Below are 18,515 nucleotides of genomic sequence, written 5' to 3'. Positions count from 1 at the left end.
TTTAATGATGGCGACACCGTGACCCTGACGATCAACACTGTTGAATATCAAGGCACTGTGAATGCACAAGGTCAATTTAGTATCTTGGTTGAAGGCAGCGACTTAGCCGCTGACGCAGATCAAACTATCAATGCCAGCGTCACCAGCACTGACTTAGCAGGCAACAGCGCCACCGCGACCGATACTGAAGATTATGACGTTGATAACACTACACCAAACACCCCGACTGTAATTATTCTGGATGACAGTAACCCAATTATTGGTAATGCAAACCCTGGCGATGGCTGGTTAAATCCTGACGAAATAGTCAGTGGTGGCGCTAACATCCAGTTAAAGGTGGAGGTTAACCATACAGACTTATTAGCAGGTGGTTCAGTTTCTCTCAACATCACTAATGGCACCTCAATTTCGACCGTGGTTCTTAGCTTAAGTGCTACTGGAGAGTTGATTGTTACAGGTGCGTCTTCAACCGCTACCAGCCAATTTAGTTACGATAATGGAGTGATTACGTGGTCTGAAGAGACACCAAATGAAACATCAAGCATTACTGTTGAAGCGACTCAAGCTGATCTTGCTGGTAACGAGTCCGGCCCTGGAAGTGATACGGCAGCGATCAACACTGTCGATGCCAACGATGATGCTCAAGGTAGTTCATTTAGTGCAAGTGCAAGCTCTAGTGATAACTGGGGAACCGAAAACGGTACTGAAGTTAATCCACTATTCACTATCAGCGCAATAAACGCTGATGGCTCTGAAGGAACGGTTAATTACGCAACTGGTGATAACAACAAACTTGGTGTTTCTGGCACTCCCAGAACCGAAGGCGCGACAGTAGGTCAAATAGAGTTCAACGCTGAAACGGGTCAATCAGAAGGATTAGTCTTTAGCTTTAATGGCCTCGTCAATAAGGCAACCTTCAATGTTAGCAACATGTTCGACACCGAAGAGGGCGGCGAACAAGGCGTTTGGAAGGCTTATTATCAAGGCCAACTCGTTGCTATGGAAACCTTTAAAACCGAAGGTAGCAAGAGCGGTGAGTTCAACATAGATACTGGCAACTTGGTATTTGATACCTTAGTGTTTGAAGCCACCTATACGCTAGGTGAAGAGTCACAGGCTAACCCAGGTGATGACTCATCCGATTATTACCTGACTTCAATTGAAGTTTCAGGACCGGCAATTGCTGGTGATGCGCTTGTTGTTAATGAAGGTGATTCATTAGTCGCTAATACTGCCGCTGACGGTTTATTAGCGAACGACAACGACCTTCAAGGTGATACCTTTGCCATTACAAATGTTCACGGAACTGAGTTTGCTCAATCGACTAGTGTTGATATTACTTTCGCCAATGGCGCTAGTGTCACAGTGCACGCTGATGGTCGTTACACCTTTAACACTAACGGTGCGTACGATCATCTCGCTGCAGGTGAGCTCGATACCTTAACATTTGACTACACGATTACCGATGATCACGGCGCTACAGATACCGCCACTGTCACCATTAATATTATTGGTACCAATGACGCTCCTGACGCGACTGATAATAGCTACCAAGTTAATGAAAGTGAAACCATCACCGGTAACATTATCACCGATGATACAGGCGATGGCGTTGACTCTGATATCGATGGCAACCCAATTTCTATCACGCATATTGATGGTGTAGAGCTGACATTCGTTAATGCAATAGCGACTGTATCTGTAGAAGATGGCAGCCTAACAATCAACCAAGATGGTAGCTTTAGCTATAGCCATGATGGCTCACAAACTGCACCGACAAGCTTTACCTACACTATCAGTGACGGCCAAGGTGGCAGTCATACCGCAACAGTAAACTTCGATGTGGCACAAACTCGAGACTTCGGTTTCGTGGGTGGCACCGATGGGGATAACACCCTACAAGGTAGTGATGATCATGATGTGATTGTCAGTGATACTACAGGTATCCAAGTTGTCGACGGCGAAAACTACAATATCGCCTTTATCCTCGACTCGTCAGGCAGTATGGATGATTATTTAGATGATGCAACCGCACAGCTCACTCAGGTATTTACGACTCTTCAAGCAAGTGCAACTAGCCAACATGCTGGCACGGTAAACATATTGCTTGTGGATTTTGATTACGATACCAATTTCGCAATCTCTGTTGATTTGACAGCCCCTAATGCCTTGCAAACTCTAAAAGAAGCATTAGCAAGTATTGATGACAGTGGCTGGACTAATTACGAGGCAGCATTTGAATCGGCCTCTGATTGGTTTGAAAATGGTTCAGCTTCTACAAATGATGGCACTAACCTGACCTACTTCATCACCGATGGAGAGCCAAACTATTATTTGAAAGATACAGCTCTTGCTGATATCGAAGTGTTAGATGCTTCCCAAGGTAGCTCTACCAACCTAGATCAACTTATCGCTTCTTATAAATCAGGAGAGGCACTTATTCACAATGGCCTTGAAATCATTGATGCAAGCGGCGTGGTATATCAATGGAAGCAAAAAGGAAATGGCGATTGGCATAATAAAAAAGAAGTAGGACAACTTGAGCTAAATGGCCAGGGTCAATATATTGTTCGCGTTCCTACAGCAGAAGAGAATTCTGAAGCAGATGCAGCAGCCCAAACCGCATTCCAGCAATTAAATGCTTTGTCATATGTCGAAGCCATAGGGATCGGTGATGGAATTTACTTAACAAGGTTAAACCCTTACGACTCAAATGGAGAGGCTACCGCAAACATTGATGCCAGCTCATTAGCTAGCGTCATCCTTGGCTCTGAGCAATTGCTCATTCAAGGCGATGATGATGTCAACGCTGGTGCCGGTAACGATATCATCTTTGGCGATTTAGTTTCATTTGATGGCATCGATGGTCAAGGCTTTAGCGCGCTACAAGCTTTTGTTGCACAACAAACCACTCAACAAGCTGCAGATGTTACAGTGCAAGATGTCCATGAGTTCATCTCTAATAACACTCATCTGTTTGGTGAAAGCAATGCTGATGATGGCGCAGATAAGCTAGAAGGTGGAGAAGGTAACGATATCTTATTTGGCCAGGGCGGTAATGATGAGTTAATCGGTGGTCTGGGTGCTGATACGTTAATTGGTGGCCTAGGTGACGATAAACTTACAGGTAATGAGGGAGCTGATACATTCGTATGGGACAGAAACGCTATCGATAGTTCAGATCCTGCAGACCGCAATACCGACCATATTACCGACTTTAACTTAGCTGAAGACAAGCTAGACTTAAGCGATATCTTGCAAGGAGGCACCGCTAGTGATCTCGCTCAATACCTAAGCTTTAACGATGAGAATGGTTCCACTAGCATCAATATTGATAGCGACCAAAATGGTAGCTTCGATCAGCATATAGTACTTGATGGTGTCGACTTATTCTCTGAATATGGTAATACCGATGTTGATATCATAACGGGTCTGCTTGGCAACAATGGAGATGGACCATTAATTGTCGGTACTACGGCCGCTAATCAAGCTATTCAGCAATTTAGCTCTCCAGACCCATTAGATGAGCTATCAAATATGAATCAAATTAATATGCCCTAATAATACATAATATTTTATTTTTAATAACTAAAAGGCCACGTCTCCGTGGCCTTTTTTCATTTCTATTCAAAAAAGCAAATCCTTATATGAATCACAATCATGTTACGAGACAGTCAAAATATTGACACGCATTGCCACCTTATATACGATTCGTTACCTTGCTGTAGGTTTAAATAGAACATCTCGCCAAAAAAAGCACCAAGATGGCAATAAAACAGCACAAAAACATTAAATTTTACTAGGAGTTGGGGAATTGAAATCGTTAACCACAGCGCTAACAGAGCAAGCGCACAAGATTGATAATTCAGCCTCTATATCTAAAGACGAATCCAATCACCTCTCCATGCCGAGTAAACTTTTAGTGCAAGAAGCCTCCTTTCATATTGCTCACAACAGTTTAAGTGATTCACCGATATCAGCGGCGAGCTTCCAAGTAACTGGTGACACTATTGAAGACACGACGGAAGACACGCAAGCCGTTGAAACCGCCGAGCAGCAGAGTATCGTTGAGCAGCTGAGTAATGTTACAGAATTAACCACTACTGGCGGAAGTAGCTACCAGAATGAAGGTGGCAGTGACTTTTCGTCTCTTGAAAGAAGCGCTAATGAAACCATAGCTGATGCTGTATTCGACACCAAAGGTTTTGAGCAAGACGATCCCCTAATAAAGCCACATGAAGACTCCTCCTCAACGTCTCAAACATCAGATCCTAATGCCCCAGAAGAAGATCAGGCCCCAACAGTTGAAACTAACATTAGCGACCAGCTGCTACCTGAAGATTTCGATGAATACACCCTCGATTTAAACGCCGCCTTTAGCGATGTAGAAGATAGCCAACTCACCTATACAGTCAGTGGCAATAGCAACATTCAGATTGTGATTGTGGATGGCGTCGCCACCATTACCAGCACTGGCGATTGGCACGGCAGCGAAAGCATCGTCATTACCGCTACTGACAGTGAAGGCAACAGCGTTAGCCAAACCGTTGAGTTTACCGTTAATCCGGTTATCGATATCCAAGATGACGGCGTAGTCAGCATTGCTGAAGATACAGCGACCAATATCAACGTATTAGGTAACGACTCCTTTGAAGGCAGCAACCCGGTTGTCAGCATTGATGGCCAACCAGCTAACGGCACAGTGACGGTTAATTCAGATGGCACAGTCACTTACACACCAGATGACAACTACAACGGCGACGACAGCTTCACTTATACCGTCACATCGGGCGGCGTAAGCGAGACCGCCACCGTTGATGTCAACGTCACCCCAGATAATGACGCACCTGTAGTTGAAGACGAGATCAGCAATCAAGTATTACCGGAAGACTTCGACGAATACACCCTTGATTTAAATGCCGCTTTTAGTGATGTCGAAGATAGCCAACTCACCTATACAGTCAGTGGCAATAGCAACATTCAGATTGTGATTGTGGATGGCATCGCCACTATTACCAGTACCGGCGATTGGCACGGCAGCGAAAGCGTGCTGATTACCGCCACCGACACCGAAGGCAACAGCGTTAGCCAAACCGTTGAGTTTACCGTCAATCCAGTTATCGACATCCAAGATGACGGCGTAGTCAGCATTACTGAAGATACGGCAACGAACATCAATGTATTAGGTAATGACAGCTTTGAAGGCAGCAACCCGGTTGTCACCATTGATAGCCAACCAGCTAACGGCACGGTAACAGTCAATGCCGATGGCACAGTCACTTACACACCCAATGACAACTATAACGGTGATGACAGCTTCACCTATACCGTGACCTCAGGCGGCGTAAGCGAGACCGCCACCGTTGAAGTTAACGTCACCCCCGCCAATGATGCCCCAACAGTTGAAGCAGACATTAGCGATCAAGTGCTACCTGAAGATTTCGATGAATACACCCTCGATTTAAACGCCGCCTTTAGTGATGTCGAAGACAGTCAGCTCACTTATTCTGTTAGCGGCAACAGTAATATTCAGATTGTGATTGTGGATGGCGTCGCCACTATTACCAGCACTGGCGATTGGCACGGTAGCGAAAGCATGGTGATTACCGCCACCGACACCGAAGGCAACAGCGTTAGCCAAACCGTTGAGTTTACCGTTAATCCGGTTATTGATATCCAAGATGACGGCGTAGTCAGCATTACTGAAGACACGGCTACCATTATCGATGTTCTACAAAACGATAGCTTTGAAGGAACAAATCCAGTCGTCACCATTGATAGCCAACCAGCTAACGGCACAGTGACGGTTAATGCCGATGGCACAGTCACTTACACACCTGATGACAACTACAACCGCGATGACAGCTTCACTTATACCGTCACATCGGGCGGCGTAAGCGAGACCGCCACCGTTGATGTCAACGTCACCCCAGATAATGACGCACCGGTAGTTGAAGCTGAGATCAGCAATCAAGTCTTACCGGAAGACTTCGACGAATACACCCTTGATTTAAATGCCGCTTTTAGTGATGTAGAAGATAGCCAACTCAACTATACAGTCAGTGGCAATAGCAACATTCAGATTGTGATTGTGGATGGCATCGCCACTATTACCAGTACCGGCGATTGGCACGGCAGCGAAAGCGTGGTGATTACCGCCACCGACAGCGAAGGCAACAGCGTTAGCCAAACCGTTGAGTTTACCGTTAATCCGGTTATCGATATCCAAGATGATGGTGTTATCAATGTGGCAGAAGACACCGCAACGAACATCAATGTATTAGGTAACGACTCCTTTGAAGGCAGCAACCCGGTTGTCAGCATTGATGACCAACCAGCTAACGGCACAGTGACGGTTAATGCCGATGGCACAGTCACTTACACACCTGATGACAACTACAACGGTGATGACAGCTTCACCTATACCGTCACATCGGGCGGCGTATCTGAAACCGCGACAGTCGATGTCACTGTCACGCCAGACAATGACGCACCCGATGTGGTTGCTGATTCAGTCATTAACGGTACAGAAGATACCGCGCTTGCCATCAGCTGGGAGCAACTTAATGTGAGCGATATTGACAGCGCAACGAGCTCGCTGTCTGTTCAGATCACTAGCTTGCCTGAAGCTGCTAACGGTACATTACAGTATTTTAATGGTACGAGCTGGCAAGCCGTCACTGTTGGGATGCAACTATCTCAAGCACTTTTTGCAGCTGGTTTTGTGCAATTTGTACCTGGCAGCAACCAAGCGGACGGCGAAGACTCTGCAACAGGTGTGGGTAACCTAGGGGACGCGCTTGCAGACTTTACCTTTGTCGCAACCGACGGCAGTGCAGTAAGTGAAGAATCGACGGTAACTATTAATATCGAAGCTGTAGCCGATGCGCCAGACTTAAGTGCCTCGACGGGTCAATTATTTGAAAGTGATTACCTATTAAGCACGACTATACCTGGCTTAGATACCGCTGTTGGCGATAGCCTTTTAGGTAATGACATTGAAAATATTGTAACCGATAACCAAGGCACCAGTGCAAACGATCTCATCACTGGTGATCAAACCACGAGCAATACCATTGATGCAGGAGCAGGTAACGACGTTATTGTTGGTGGCGCAGCCAGTGACACCTTATCCGGTGGTCAAGGTAACGATGTTTTTTATGCTGGCGCAGGTAACGATGTGATTGATGGCGGCGGCGGCAAAGATACCGTGGTGTATTCGGGTAATTTTTCTGATTACGTCATTACCAATAATAACAATGACGCCAACTTACAACTCAATGATAATCGCGGCATTGACGCTTCCATTCTTGATACCGACAATCCAAGCATAGGCGAAAGCCTGACCAACGTTGAGCGTCTTGTATTCGCCGATGGTGTCTATGATGTTGCAGCGGATGGCTCACTAGAGCAAGTCGCCTTGTTTGAGGTGCCTCTGGATATCAACTTAAGCTTAGTGGACACCGACGGCAGCGAGTCATTATCTGCAGTAACCGTTACCGGAATTCCAGATGGTGTTTATTTAAGTAGCGGCACCTTAAACGCCGATGGTAGTTGGACAGTCACCCCATCAGACCTAGCAGACTTAAATCTAAAAGTGGCTGAAGATTACACTGGCAACTTAGAGTTCTCCATCAACATTAGCGCGAACTCAGTCGAAAGTAGTAATGGAGATAGCGCTAACAGCAATATCGATTTAGACGTTTCTTTACGCCAATACTCTGTGAATAACGGTGCCGATGGCGATGACAACCTTGCAGGCACTGACGGCAATGACGTGATTGTAAGTGATACATCAGGCATTCAGATTATCCCTGGTGAAAATTACAACATCGCTTTTATTCTCGACTCTTCGGGCAGTATGGGCTCAGCCAACATTGCGACGGCTAAAGAGCAACTGCTAGAAGTTTTCAACTCATTGCAAGCCAGCGCGACAGGGATCCACTCTGGTGTAGTTAATGTATTACTGGTCGACTTTGATACAGGAACCCGTGCAAATGTCGCTGTCAACATGGCAGATCCAAATGCAATCGCTCAATTAGAAGCTGCGATGGCAACCATCACTGATGATGGGAGAACCAACTATGAAGCGCCACTTGAAACCGTTACCGACTGGTTCCAAAATGGCAGTGCATCAACCAATGATGGCACCAACCTAACCTACTTCATCACCGATGGTGACCCCGGTAATTATACTACCGAAGCTGCGCTAACAGAGACGGCTTATACTAACTCAGCAACAAACGAGCGCTTCACTTACGCTGATATCATTGCTGAATATGTGCCAGGCGTAGGTTATAGCTATGGTGATAAAACCATTATTGATCAATATGGCAATTTATATTACTGGCAGAATATTGATGGAGCTATGGAAGGGCGCCAAATAGGTAGCTTAAGAGTCGATGAAAACGGTGATTACTATATGTCCAAAATATCTTGGACTGTAGGAACTGAGGAAGAAGCTACCGCAGCAGCGCTTGCCCAAGCCATTGCAGCTTTCAGCATCCTTAACGGGATCTCGCATGTCGAAACTATCGGTATTGGTGATTATGTTAATGGCGCCAACCTTGCTCAACTAGACAGTAACGGCAGACCAATTAATAACGTTGATATCGGCGACCTAGCCAATGTTATCTTGGGATCAGAGCATTCACTATTACCGGGCAATGACGGCGTACAAGCTGGTGACGGTAACGATATTATCTTTGGCGACCTTGTGGCATTTGGCGGTATTGAAGGGCAAAGCTTTAATGCACTACAAAAATATGTCGCACTGCAGCTAGGGCAAGCACCTGCAGATACTAGCACTCAAGATGTTCACGATTATATTATCAATAATGCCGCTGAATTTGATCAGTCTGGCAATGATGATGGCAATGACATACTCAATGGAGAACAGGGTAACGATATCCTATTTGGTCAAGGCGGCAGTGATACATTAAATGGTGGCGAAGGTGATGACCAGCTGTTTGGTGGCGCAGGCAACGATACATTAATTGGTGGCCTTGGCAATGATATGCTAATTGGCGGTCTAGGCGATGACTTTTTAACTGGTGGAGCTGGTGCAGATACTTTTGCCTGGTATGCCAATTCAACAAACCTCGACGCTGTAGCAACAACCGATCATATTATTGATTTTAACTTTGATGAAGATAGCCTCGATCTTAGTGACTTGCTCAGCGTTGGCGATGCTAACGAACTTGGCTCAATAATGTCATTTTCATTTCAAAACGGCTCAACCAGCATTTATTTAAACTTAGATGCAGATGATGACATTGAGCAGCATATTATCCTCGATGGCGTCGATCTATCATCGAAATTCGGTAATAACAGCCTCGATATTATTAACGGATTACTGGGAAATAATGGCGATGGCCCTTTGATCGTTAATAACGATGATGGAAGCCAGTTGATCGTTAACCTAGTCTCGCCATTAACCGATGACTTAAATATTAATGCGGTAATCAGTCCAATTTAATTAGCGGTAGCTAAATGGCTCTGTAAACTCTACTATTATACTTAATACTAACAACTAAATAACAACACCTTAAGGATAAAGCTCTACAGTGCCTGCATCGAATAATACTGAACAGTGGACAATTTCTGCCTCACAAAGAGTGATGGTTGACCCGCTGTTAGACAGCTTAGTATTACTAACCGAGCATTTCGGTAGCCCATGCTCCAGCGATTCGCTGGCTGCAGGCTTACCCATGCAAGGGCACGTATTAACGCCTGAGTTATTACCTCAAGCTGCTAGCCGCGCCGGACTTGCGGCTAAGTTGTCGCGCAAGGGCTTAAACGAAATATCTCCTATCCTGCTGCCCTGCATCTTATTGCTAAAAGACAAGAAAGCCTGCTTACTGCGTGAACTTGATATTGAGCAAGATAAAGCGGTTATCCAGCTACCTGAAACCGGCGGCAAAGAAACGCTTTCGATTGAAGAGCTCGAAGCACTCTATGTGGGCTATCTGTTTTTAGTGAAGCAAGAATATCGTGGTGATATGGGCTTAGATGTTCATCTACACGAGAACAAATCCCACTGGTTACTACAAACGATAAAAGACTCTGCACCAATCTACCGAGATGCCCTTATCGCCTCGGTACTGGTTAACTTATTTGCTTTAGTTTCTCCGCTATTTATCATGAATGTGTACGATAAAGTCGTACCCAATCTGGCATTCGATTCTTTATGGGTACTGGCTATCGGTGCCGGTATTGCTTATATCTTTGACTTAATCATGCGCCAACTTAGAAGCTACCTTATTGACGTTGCAGGTAAGAAAGTCGACATCATCGTATCTTCTCGACTATTTGCTAAAGCTATCGGTATCCCGCTTGAAAAGCGCTCTCCTAGCGTCGGCGGCATGGCTAAGCAACTTGGTGAATTTGATAGCATCCGCGATATTCTCACCTCGGCCACTATCACCACATTGGTTGATCTGCCTTTCGCGCTGTTTTTCTTAACCATTATCTATCTTGTTGCCGGCGATCTCGCCGTTATCCCCTTGATTGGTAGCTTTATTATTATCGGCTACACCTTGATTATGCAGCCAAAGCTTAAGGCGGCAATTGATGAGAGTAATAAGTTTTCTGGCCTAAAACACGGCCACTTAATCGAGTCATTAGCCTCAATTGAATCAATCAAATCCAGCGGCGCCGAAGGTCTAGTGCAGAAAAGCTGGCAACAGATGATTGGCCATACGGCGAACTGGCAACTGAAATGCAAAAAAATAACTACCTCTGTGACCAATATGGCGACATTTGTAGTGCAAACCTCCGTTATTTTTGTGGTGATTTTAGGGGTATACCGAGTCTCTGAAAATGAAATATCCATGGGTGGCATCATTGCTGCGGTGATTTTATCTAGCCGCGCAATTTCTCCCATGGCGCAACTTGCAGGCCTAATGACCCGTGGTAATCAAACCGCTAGTGCCCTGCGTCAACTTGATGAACTGATGACGCAAGAAGATGAATTTGAAAACAAAGGCCACCTGGTTAGCCGCCAACGTTTATTAGGCCAAATAACCGCGCACCATATCGGTTTTAGCTATCCAGGTTCAGAGCGCCCCATACTGCACCCATTATCGATAAATATCGCTCCCGGTGAGCGTGTAGCGATCATTGGTCGCAACGGTTCCGGTAAAAGTACCTTAGCCAAACTATTAGTCGGCCTATACCAGCCAACTAAAGGCAGCTTAACCTATGACGGTATCGATTCTGCGCAGATCCATCCTAGCGACTTAAGACGAAACTTCGGCTACTTGCCGCAAGATATCACTTTGTTTCATGGCACGATTCGCGACAATATTTTATTTGGTACCCGCCAAGTATCTGAGCACCAATTGATCCGAGCAGTGCAGCTTTCTGGGGTTAATTTATTTACTAACCTAGAAGCCGAAGGCCTAGATCAGCAAGTGGGTGAAGGTGGACGCGAGCTCTCACGCGGACAGAGACAAACTATCGCCCTCGCCCGTGCAACATTGAATGACCCGCCAGTATTGTTAATGGATGAGCCGACTGCCAGTCTCGATGCCCGTGCAGAAAAGCAGTTTATTCATGCCATGCACAATGTCAGTAAAGATAGAACCTTACTGCTCATTACTCATAAGATGCACCTACTCAACCTCGTCGATCGCATCATCGTTCTCGATCGCGGCCATATCGTTGCCGATGGCCCTAAGGCCGAAGTACTAAAGAAGCTAAATGATGGCTTATTAGCGGGAGCGGCGAAAAAATGAGTAAGCACTTAACTACACATGATTTAGAGATGGTCGATGACGTTTATGGTGCAATGATGACCGATGCACCTGCCAGCCATCGATTAACTATTTGGGCATTATCGGCACTGATTATAACCTTCCTGCTATGGGCCTACTTTGCAGAGTTAGATCAAGTCACTACTGGTTTGGGTAAAGTTATCCCTTCTTCTCAAGTGCAGGTTATCCAAAGTTTAGACGGCGGGATCTTACAAGAGATGTATGTCCAGGAGGGATTAATTGTCACCAAGGGGCAGCCTCTTGTTCGCATCGATGCCACCCGTTTTCAGTCTGACTTCGCTCAACAAGAGCAAGAAGTGAATAGTCTAGTCGCCAATGTGATCCGCTTAAATTCAGAGCTTAACAGTATCACCATTTCGTCAATAACCAATGATTGGCGCGAGCAGGTAAAAATCTCTCCTCTGGCATTAATATTCCCATCTGCTTTAGAAGAAAACGAGCCAGAGCTTACCAGCCGTCAGCGTGAAGAATATATTGGTCGTCTTGATAACCTAAGTAATCAACTCGAAATTCAAGCCAGACAGATCCAACAACGTAACCAAGAGATCCAAGAACTCGCTTCAAAAATCAGAACACTCACAACCAGCTTCCAGTTGGTCTCACGAGAGCTTGAACTGACTCGGCCATTGGCAGATAAAGGGATTGTTCCTGAAGTCGAGTTATTAAAACTACAGCGAGTCGTCAACGATATTCAAGGCGAGCTCTCTTCATTGCGCTTATTGCGCCCTAAAGTTAAGTCCACCATGGATGAAGCCATTCTTAAAAGGCGGGAGTCAGTACTTATTTATGCGGCTGATACCCGTGCCCAACTCAACGAGATGCAAACTAAACTCTCACGCATGAACGAGGCGCAAGTCGGTGCACAAGATAAAGTCAGCAAGGCCGAGATAGTATCTCCAGTCAATGGCACAGTCAAAACAGTGCATATCAATACCCTAGGCGGCGTTGTCCAGCCCGGTGTCGATATCATTGAAATTGTCCCGTCTGAAGACAAGCTATTGATTGAGACCAAAATTGTCCCTAAGGATATCGCATTCCTGCACCCTGGTTTACCCGCTGTCGTTAAAGTCACCGCGTATGACTTTACCCGCTATGGTGGTTTGAACGGTGTGGTCGAGCATATCAGTGCCGATACGACCCAAGATGAAGAGGGAAATAGCTTTTATATTGTCAAAGTTAGAACAGAGTTTTCTAGCTTAACGAAGGACGACGGCACCCAAATGCCTATCATACCAGGGATGTTAACCTCGGTTGATGTAATTACAGGGCAAAGATCCGTTTTAGAGTACATACTTAATCCAATATTACGGGCTAAAGATACGGCGCTCAGGGAGCGTTAAGCCCGATAAAAAACGACCAGGAGGGGTTAACATGGATAGCAGCACAATACGGCAGTTAAAGCGCAGTGCACTTGCACTTGCTGTCAGCGCGCTGATAATACCGGCATCGGCTTCTAGCCAAACACTAGAGCAAGCGGTAGCACACACACTGGATACCAATCCAGAGATAAAGATAGCATTTAACCGCTTTAAAGCGCGAGAGGAACAAGTCAATCAAGCAGTGGCAGGCTACATGCCAACGGTTGACATTAGCGCTGGCTATGGTTGGGAGCAAACCGATAGCCCATCGACGCGTCGACGCGCAGGTCAAGGTGATGTTAACGATGACGGTGTGATTGAACTCAAACGCGGTGAAGCGGGCTTTAGCATCAAGCAGATGCTATTTGATGGTTTCTATACTAGTAGTGAAGTTGATAGATACAGTTTCGAAGCTAGTGCTGAGCAGTGGGCACTATTTGCTGCAGCTGAAGATATGGCGCTAGATGTTGCTAAGGTCTATATCAACTATATTCGCAGCGAACAGGTACTGACTTTGGCAGAGAAAAACCTTCAAAGCCATAAAGAGATCTATGACCAAATTAAGCAACGTACCGATTCAGGCCTAGGGTCTACGGCAGATTTATCACAAATCACTGGCCGTTTGGCACGTGCTAACGCTAATGTTATCTCAGCCCGTAACAACTTCTATGATGCTAAATCTCAGTTTGTTCGTATCGTTGAGCAGCAACCTGAAGATATGATAGTACCAGTGCCTGATGCTGATATGCTACCAGCAGATCTCAGTACCAGCATTATGATGGCTCAAGATAATCACCCTATTCTCAAGTCTGCAGCAAGCGATATCAATGCTGCAGAAAATGAGAAAGACTCTGCCCAGTCAAACTATTACCCGAAGCTCTCACTAGAGCTTGATGGTAACTGGAACAACAATGTCGATGGTGAAGATGGCTACTCACCTATTGTGACTAATAGTGTTGGTGGATATAACAATGACCTTGTTGCCATGGTGCGCCTCAAGTACAACCTATTTTCAGGTGGTAGTGATCTCGCACGCGAGAAAGAAGCCGCATATAAAGTAGGCGAGGCTAAAGAGATCCGTCAACGTGCCCACAGACAAGTCGTTGAAGGCGTCAATTTAGCGTGGAATGCTTACGAACTGCTTACCCCACAAAAAATGTATATCCGAGAACATGTTGTTGCGGCTAAAGACACCCAAGTTGCTTACAGCCAGCAATTTAACTTAGGTCAGCGAACTTTATTGGATCTACTCGATACAGAAAACGAGCTTTTTGAAGCTAGAAAAGACTATTTAGAATCTGAGTATGATGAAATCATTGCCCAGTATCGCGTGTTAAATGCGACAGGCCAATTGCTCAACTCATTGCGCGTAACCAGACCAGATGTCTGGCAAGGTGAGAGAGACTACGAAGGAGGAGTCCCACAATGAAGACCATGATATTTATATTAAGTCTCGCTATGCTTGGCGGCTGCTCAATGCGTGACATAGCCACTATGGATCAACCGACAACGCAAGTTTACGATCTCAATGATATCGACCATGATGGGGTTATTGTTGCCAGAGAACGCTGCACAGAAACGACACTTGGTGCAACCATCGACAACTACGGCTGCGGTAAAATCAAGCCAATTAATGAGCGCCAGGAACTCAAAGTGCTATTTGCCAACGACTCTTACTATATCGATCCTCAGTATTATCCGCAGGTAGAAGTTATCGCAACCTTTATGCGCGATTATCCAAATACCCAAGCTGTCATTGAGGGACACTGCAGTAAGACAGGAAGCCATGAGCATAACCAAACACTATCTCAAAACCGTGCCAATGCAGTAAGTTCTTTGCTTGCTGAGCGTTTTGGTATTGAATCAGATAGACTCAGTGCGATAGGTTATAGCTTCGACCGCCCAATTGACCCGACTCATACCAAAGCGGCTCATAAGGTAAATCGTCGAGTTATCGCCGAACTAACAGGCGATGACACCACTGCAGACATGAAGTGGCACATCTATACGGTAGACGAAGAAGTTAATTAGCTGTAATAACGGAGCACCATGGTTGGCAGGCTTTATCAATTAAAAAAAATACGAAAAGTCTGCCAATTAAAGTTGACGGTGCTGGCCCTGTCCGTCTCCTGCCTTTATGCTGCCCCAGTTCAAAAGTTAGATTCAGTCCATATAACCCAAACCATTGAGTCGCAATATGGCGAACGTGCGGGTAAACGGATTAGGGCCTGGTTTAAGCTTTTAGATGAAGCAAAAGACTTACAAGATAGCGATAAAATACTAATGGTTAATAATTTTTTTAACCTATTTCATTTTATCGATGATATAAAACTTTGGGGAAATAAGAACTACTGGGCAACGCCCATGGAGTTTATTGGAGTCAGTGGTGGCGACTGTGAGGACTTCTCAATCGCTAAATACTTTACTCTACTTCAACTCGGTATTTCTGAGGATAAATTACGCATTACTATGGTTAAAGCGACCAGCGTAAATCAGTATCATATGGTACTAGCCTATTATGAAACGCCCTCTTCAATCCCCCTCGTTTTAGACAATCTTGATAAACAGATTAAACCGGCAACCCAACGAAAAGATCTGTTGCCAGTCTATAGTTTTAACGGTCGACAGCTGTGGTTAAACAAAGAAAAAGGACGAGGTGTTCTAGCAGGTTCCTCATCTAAACTTGCGAAATGGAATGACCTAAAACATCGCTTGGGTGTAGAGCGACTTAATCAACCCAAGATAAAACTGGAGTAGTTAACAAGATGACACTGTTTCGACAGATATACACACTACTGTTTGTGCTGTTTTTATTGGTTGTTGCGAGCTTAGGTTATGTACAGTTTACCGAAACTCAAAGCTTCCTTACGAAACAAATGGAATCAGATCTCAATAATACCAGTCATTCGCTCGGTATTATGCTGGTACCCGATCTCGAAGCGGGTGACATAGTCGGTGCAGAAACACTGATCAATGTGATTTTCGAGGGCGGTTACTATCAACAAGTCAAACTTACTTGGCTCGTCGATGGTAAACAGCAGGTATGGGAAAACCCGATGATAATCGAGGGGGTTCCACAGTGGTTTATCGACCTAGAGCTGTTCAATACGATCAAACGAGAAAGCATAATCACCTCAGGTTGGATCCAGTTAGCTCGCTTAGAGATTACTGCCCATCCGGGATTCGGATACCATGAGCTCTGGCGCACCATGACCAACGCCATCATCGTCTTTTCTATCCTATTTCTTATTGCGATTATTTTGGCCCGTGTCGGTCTCACTTGGATCTTAAAACCACTGCATGATATTGCCGAACACGCCAAAGAGGTAGCCAACCGTAAATTTGGTCCAGACATGAAAGTACCTAAAACTGTAGAACTTAAATCAGTGGTGCAAGCGTTTAATAGCATGTCTGAACAGCTAAAGCAGATCTTTAACTCTCTCGATGAAGAAGTGGGTGAATTGAGAAAGAAGAATCTTGTCGACCAAGTATCAGGTTTGCCTAATCGCCAATATATGATGGGGCGCTTAAACAGCTGGCTAAGCGAGCCTAAAAGTGGCGCACTGATGATGGCTAAGTTTGACTGGTTAGAAGAGGTCCATAGCAAATACGGTTATCAAGTCCGTGACGAAACCATTAAGTTGCTAGCAGATAAAATGAAGCAACATTTAGATGGCGTAACACCGTCAGTGATTGCGCGCATTGCAGCTTATGAGTTTGCTTTTCTCATAACCAGTTCAGAGCATGAGCAAACCAGTAAATATCTACAAACCCTGATCCGCACCATCAACCAGGAGATCTCAAAAGCTGGTTGCAAACCAAATGAAAGCTTTGCTATTGGTATTGCCGAGCGTATTGGGCAGATGTCTGTCACCGATATTCTCGCCCAAGCTGATAATGCACTGCAGAAGTCACTACAGGAAAATAAGGTATTCCATTGGTTTGAGACTAATGAAAAACAGTTATTTACCCGAGAACAGTGGCGCGAGCATTTAAGTAGCGCGATCACCGAAGGGAAATTCAAGTTTAAGTGGCAACCTATTTTATTAAATGATTCAGGCTCAATTTTACAAAGAGAGCTCTACTGCCAACTTGAGATCCACGACAAGATGGTACCCGCTGGACAGTTCATGCCCTATGTCGAACTGCTCTCATTGGGTAGCCTGTTAGATAAGTGCTTGATTGAAACAATCCATAGTAAGAAGCTACTTGAGAGAAACTTCGAACCGATTGCGATTAACTTAACCTTCCAGAGTATGGGGGATCCTGAATTCCATAAGTGGCTCAATAAATTCCTGCGCTTATCGCCACTACGTGAACGGATCTGTTTCGATATACCTGAAGCGGCTGTTTATAGCGATGCAGAAGCCTGTCAGGCACTTTGTGCTGTGATTCGGGATAATGGGGCGCATTTTGGTATTGACCACTTTGGGCGCCAGTTTGGCTCAATGTCATACCTACAAAACTTACGCCCAAGTTACGTCAAACTCGATCAGTCTTTCGCTTATTACGATGACAGCGAGCACAGCAGTGAGCTATGTCGTGCGCTCATTAACGTCGCAAAGGGATTAGATATCGAAGTGATAGCGACAGGAATAGAAGAAGAAGCCCAGCTTAAACGTTTCATACCGTTAAAGACTAACGCTTACATGGGCTTTATCTCACCGCCTATCGCAGTAGAATGATATAAGCCGTTAAAGGTGAAATAGCTAAAGGTCTCTCAGGAGGCCTTTTTTGATTCTAGATTCTAGGTTCTAGGTCCTAAAGAATCTACCTAACCTTCCATTTTCTAATTCGTTAACCTGAGATATCGTTCTCAGTTTCATTTATAGATCTTAGTTTCTAGAGCCTGCTTTGCTTTCTTTGCCTCAGTGAGCTTGCGAACATTCCGCTATCCATCAGCGAAGCGTTCGTCTTAGCTTTAGGCTCTCTAAAACCTGATATCAAAACCTCATTGACGGGCTAAAGCCCGACCTACAATAACCAAATCTTGTCCGGCCTTTCCGTCAGTGAGCTTGCAAACGTTCCGTTATCCGCCAGCGAAGCTTTAGATTCTCTAAACCTGATATCAAAACCTCATTGACGGGCTAAAGCCCGACCTACAATAACCAAATCTTGTCCGGCCTTTCCTTCAGTGAGCTTGCAAACATTCCGTTATCCGCCAGCGAAGCTTTAGATTCTCTAAACCTGATATCAAAACCTCATTGACGGGTTAAAGCCCGACCTACAATAACCTAATCTTGTCCGGACTTTCCGTCAGTGAGCTTGCAAACGTTCCGTTATCCGTCAGCGAAGCTTTAGACTCTCTAAACCTGATATCAAAACCTCATTGACGGGTTAAAGCCCGACCTACAATAACCTAATCTTGTCCGGACTTTCC

Annotated in this window: 8 protein-coding genes; all 8 read left to right on the top strand. The window is 45.2% G+C overall.

Annotation, left to right across the window (positions count from 1 at the left end; all coding sequences use genetic code 11):
• Positions 1-18: 18 nt before the first annotated feature.
• The gene (locus tag ACVBIU_RS20190) at positions 19-3,561 is read left to right on the top strand and encodes an Ig-like domain-containing protein (RefSeq protein ID WP_447164614.1); all 3,543 of its coding nucleotides are present in this window, start codon (positions 19-21) and stop codon (positions 3,559-3,561) included.
• A 253-nt stretch (positions 3,562-3,814) separates the two neighbouring features.
• Entirely contained in the window at positions 3,815-9,478 is a 5,664-nt protein-coding gene (locus ACVBIU_RS20185) for a beta strand repeat-containing protein (RefSeq protein ID WP_447164613.1), read from the top strand.
• Positions 9,479-9,620: 142 nt separating this feature from the next.
• The gene (locus ACVBIU_RS20180; protein WP_447164615.1) at positions 9,621-11,738 is read left to right on the top strand and encodes a type I secretion system permease/ATPase; all 2,118 of its coding nucleotides are present in this window, start codon (positions 9,621-9,623) and stop codon (positions 11,736-11,738) included.
• On the top strand, positions 11,735-13,117 hold the full coding sequence (locus tag ACVBIU_RS20175; RefSeq protein WP_447162121.1) for an HlyD family type I secretion periplasmic adaptor subunit: 1,383 nt from the start codon (positions 11,735-11,737) through the stop codon (positions 13,115-13,117). The genes ACVBIU_RS20180 and ACVBIU_RS20175 overlap by 4 nt, the downstream gene beginning before the upstream one ends.
• Positions 13,118-13,148: 31 nt before the next feature.
• Complete coding sequence (locus ACVBIU_RS20170; RefSeq protein WP_447162122.1) at positions 13,149-14,564, top strand: TolC family outer membrane protein; 1,416 nt, start codon at positions 13,149-13,151, stop codon at positions 14,562-14,564.
• The gene (locus ACVBIU_RS20165; RefSeq protein ID WP_447162123.1) at positions 14,561-15,166 is read left to right on the top strand and encodes an OmpA family protein; all 606 of its coding nucleotides are present in this window, start codon (positions 14,561-14,563) and stop codon (positions 15,164-15,166) included. The genes ACVBIU_RS20170 and ACVBIU_RS20165 overlap by 4 nt, the downstream gene beginning before the upstream one ends.
• 18 nt (positions 15,167-15,184) lie before the next feature.
• A complete protein-coding gene (locus ACVBIU_RS20160; protein WP_447162124.1) occupies positions 15,185-15,892 on the top strand; it encodes a transglutaminase-like cysteine peptidase in 708 nt (235 codons plus the stop codon).
• Between the two features lie 8 nt (positions 15,893-15,900).
• Positions 15,901-17,820 (top strand): EAL domain-containing protein, encoded by a 1,920-nt coding sequence (locus ACVBIU_RS20155; protein ID WP_447162125.1) that lies wholly within the window; start codon positions 15,901-15,903, stop codon positions 17,818-17,820.
• The last annotated feature ends 695 nt before the right edge of the window (positions 17,821-18,515 follow it).

It is taken from the genome of Shewanella sp. 30m-14 (assembly GCF_052977125.1).
The sequence above is the reverse complement of the archived record's forward strand: the minus strand, read 5'-3'. Positions and strand labels throughout refer to the sequence as shown.

Excerpts from the sequence above, each read along its gene's own strand:
- ACVBIU_RS20170 (WP_447162122.1), top strand. The coding sequence starts at position 13,149 with ATGGATAGCAGCACAATACGGCAGTTAAAGCGCAGTGCACTTGCACTT.
- ACVBIU_RS20175 (WP_447162121.1), top strand. The coding sequence starts at position 11,735 with ATGAGTAAGCACTTAACTACACATGATTTAGAGATGGTCGATGACGTT.
- ACVBIU_RS20160 (WP_447162124.1), top strand. The coding sequence starts at position 15,185 with ATGGTTGGCAGGCTTTATCAATTAAAAAAAATACGAAAAGTCTGCCAA.
- ACVBIU_RS20180 (WP_447164615.1), top strand. The coding sequence starts at position 9,621 with ATGGTTGACCCGCTGTTAGACAGCTTAGTATTACTAACCGAGCATTTC.
- ACVBIU_RS20165 (WP_447162123.1), top strand. The coding sequence starts at position 14,561 with ATGAAGACCATGATATTTATATTAAGTCTCGCTATGCTTGGCGGCTGC.
- ACVBIU_RS20155 (WP_447162125.1), top strand. The coding sequence starts at position 15,901 with ATGACACTGTTTCGACAGATATACACACTACTGTTTGTGCTGTTTTTA.